General features: G+C 56.4%; 1 protein-coding gene. It reads right to left on the minus strand.

The features are described 5' to 3' along the window. Positions 1–188 (minus strand): hypothetical protein (locus tag V6765_RS24090; protein ID WP_448433135.1); only part of this gene is annotated, 188 nt, incomplete at its 3' end. Positions 189–282 lie beyond the last annotated feature (94 nt).

Here is a 282-nt window from a genome sequence, read left to right on the forward strand (position 1 = left end):
TCCTCGATGTGCATCTCAGGGAAGATCAGAGTCGAGCCCGAAAGGACCACGCTCCCGCCAACATCGCGCTCATCAACCGCATCGTAGGAAACATCCTCCAACTGGCAGACAGCGATAAAGTTCCCATAAGCCACCGCATACGAAAATGCGCCTGGAACGACGACTATCTCATCGCAGCAATCGCTCATATGCGATAGCCCTGCCCTTGAGGGGGAGATGCCCCGACAGGGGCAGAGAGGGGTGAACCCTATCCTCAAATTCGGAGCTTGCGGCTTATGCCCA

The sequence above is a fragment of the Martelella sp. FOR1707 genome, assembly GCF_053484265.1.